This window comes from Kitasatospora sp. GP82 (assembly GCF_029892105.1).
GTDB lineage: Bacteria > Actinomycetota > Actinomycetes > Streptomycetales > Streptomycetaceae > Kitasatospora.
Window position 1 is genome coordinate 1 of the sequence record NZ_JARZAJ010000131.1, and the last position, 1,276, is coordinate 1,276.

General features: G+C 71.6%; 1 protein-coding gene. It reads left to right on the forward strand.

The features are described from left to right. Positions 1 to 1,276 (forward strand): polyketide synthase dehydratase domain-containing protein (locus P3T39_RS37420; RefSeq protein ID WP_280703795.1); only part of this gene is annotated, 1,276 nt, incomplete at both ends.

The window sequence follows — 1,276 nt, forward strand, 5'->3', positions numbered from 1 at the left end:
CTCGCCACGCGGGAGCTGGTGTGCACACCGGAGTACTGGGTGCGCCACGTCCGCGAGAGCGTCCGCTTCGCCGACGGAGTAAGGGCGTTGGCCGAAGAGGGTGTGTCGGCGTTCCTGGAGCTGGGACCCGACGGTGTCCTGTCGGCCCTGGCCCACCAGAGCCTGGACCAGGAGTGCGTCGTCGCTCCGCTGCTGCGCAAGGACCGCGAGGAGGAGAGCGCCCTGCTCACCGCTCTCGCCCGCGTCCACGTCGAGGGCGTGCGGATCGAGTGGGCCGGGCTCTTCGACGGCACCGGCGCCCAGCGGGTGGACCTGCCGACCTACGCCTTCCAGCACGAGCGCTACTGGCCCGTGCCGACCGCGCACAGGGGCGATGTGAGTGGGGCGGGTCTGACACCGGCCGAGCATCCGCTGCTCGGAGCGGTCGTCCCGCTGGCCGACTCCGAGAGTGCGCTGTTGACCGGCAGGCTGTCCCTGAAGGCGCAGCCGTGGCTGGCCGACTACACGGCGGGCGGAGTGGTGGTCTTCCCGGCATCAGGCTTCCTGGAGCTGGTGATCAGCGCGGCTGACCAGGTCGGCTGTGACCGGGTGGAGGAGCTCACCCTGGCGGAGCCGCTGGTACTGCCCGAGGACGGTGCTGTCGCGGTTCAGGTGTGGGTCGGAGCCCCCGACGACTCCGGGGCCCGTACGGTCGGCTGCTACGCGCGCTCCGCCGAATCGGCCCCGGACGAGCCGTGGGTGTGCCACGCCACGGGCATGCTGGTCACGGGCGCTCGGCCGGCGGACTTCGATGCTCAGGTCTGGCCGCCACGGGACGCCGTCGCCATGGACGTGGAGGGCTTCTACGAGGCGAGCGGGTTCGGACCCGCGTTCCAGGCGGTGCGGTCGGTGTGGCGGCGGGGCGAGGAGGTGTTCGTCGAGGCGGCGGTCCCCGGGCAGCTCGGTGATGCCGGGGAGTTCGGGTTCCACCCGGCGCTGCTGGAGGCGGCCGTACAAGCGGCTGGCTTCGCCGGTGTGGACGACGACGAGCGGTTGGTGGCGTTGTCGTGGGGTGGGGTGTCGTTGCATGCGGCGGGTGCTGCTGTGGTGCGGGCGCGGATCCTTCGGCTGGGTGAGGATGCGGTGTCCGTCGAGGTGGCTGATGTCGGGGGTGCTCCGGTGCTGTCGGTGGAGTCGCTCACGCTGGGTGCGGTGTCGGGTTCGCTTGGTGCCTCGGCTGGTGGTGGGCGTGATGGGCTGCTGCGTTTGGAGTGGGTTGTTGCTCCTGTGGGTCGGG